Source organism: Streptomyces cavernicola, from assembly GCF_029968035.1.
Lineage (GTDB): Bacteria > Actinomycetota > Actinomycetes > Streptomycetales > Streptomycetaceae > Streptomyces > Streptomyces cavernicola.
This window is the reverse complement of record NZ_JASCIQ010000098.1, coordinates 1-1,136: the sequence shown is the minus strand read 5'-3', so window position 1 is coordinate 1,136 and position 1,136 is coordinate 1. Positions and strand designations below refer to the sequence as shown.

The window sequence follows — 1,136 nt, the reverse complement described above, 5'->3', positions numbered from 1 at the left end:
TACGGCAGGTTGCGGGCCATGACGATGCGCTGGACCTGGTTGGTGCCTTCGTAGATCTGGGTGATCTTGGCGTCGCGCATCATGCGCTCGCACGGGTAGTCGCGGGTGTAGCCGTAGCCGCCGAGGAGCTGGACGGCGTCGGTGGTGACCTCCATGGCGACGTCGGAGGCGAAGCACTTCGCCGCCGCGCCCTGGAAGGTCAGATCGCTGTCGCCGCGCTCGGACTTGGCGGCGGCCGCGTAGGTGAGCTGGCGGGCGGCCTCGATCTTCATGGCCATGTCGGCGAGCATGAACTGCACGCCCTGGAAGTCGCCGATCGGCTTGCCGAACTGCTTGCGCTCGCGCACATAGCCCTTGGCGTAGTCGAGGGCGCCCTGCGCGATGCCGAGGGCCTGCGCGGCGATGGTGATCCGGGTGTGGTCCAGGGTCTTCATCGCCGTGGCGAAGCCCGTGCCCTCGGCGCCGATCATGCGGTCGGCGGGGATACGGACGTTGTCGAGATACACCTCACGGGTCGGGGAGCCCTTGATGCCCAGCTTCTTCTCCGGCGCACCGAACGAGACGCCCTCGTCACCCTTCTCGACGACGAACGCGGAGATGCCCTTGGAGCGCTTCTCCGGGTCCGTCACCGCCATCACCGTGTAGTACTCGCTCACGCCCGCGTTGGTGATCCAGCGCTTCACACCGTTGAGCACCCAGAAGTCACCGTCGCGCACGGCCTTCGTCTTCATGCCCGCCGCATCCGAACCCGCGTCCGGCTCCGACAGGCAGTACGAGAACATGCCCTCGCCCTTGGCCAGCGGGCCCATGTACTTCTTCTTCAGCTCCTCCGAGCCGGACAGGATCACCGGCAGCGAGCCCAGCTTGTTCACCGCCGGGATCAACGACGACGACGCACAGACACGCGCCACCTCCTCGATCACGATCACCGTGGCGAGGGCGTCCGCGCCCGCACCGCCGTACGCCTCCGGCACATGCACCGCGTGCAGATCGTTCGCCGTCAGCGCGTCCAGAGCCTCCTGCGGGAAACGCGCCTCCTCGTCGACCGCCGCCGCGTGCGGCGCGATCTTCGCCTCGGCGAGCGCACGCACCGCCTCCCGGAGCATGTCGTGCTCCTCGGCCGGACGGTACAGGTC

1 protein-coding gene is annotated in these 1,136 nt (G+C 68.1%); it reads right to left on the bottom strand.

Annotated elements, in window-relative coordinates:
• A partial coding sequence (locus QIS96_RS37620; RefSeq protein ID WP_282547391.1) for an acyl-CoA dehydrogenase family protein occupies positions 1 to 1,136 on the bottom strand: 1,136 nt, incomplete at both ends.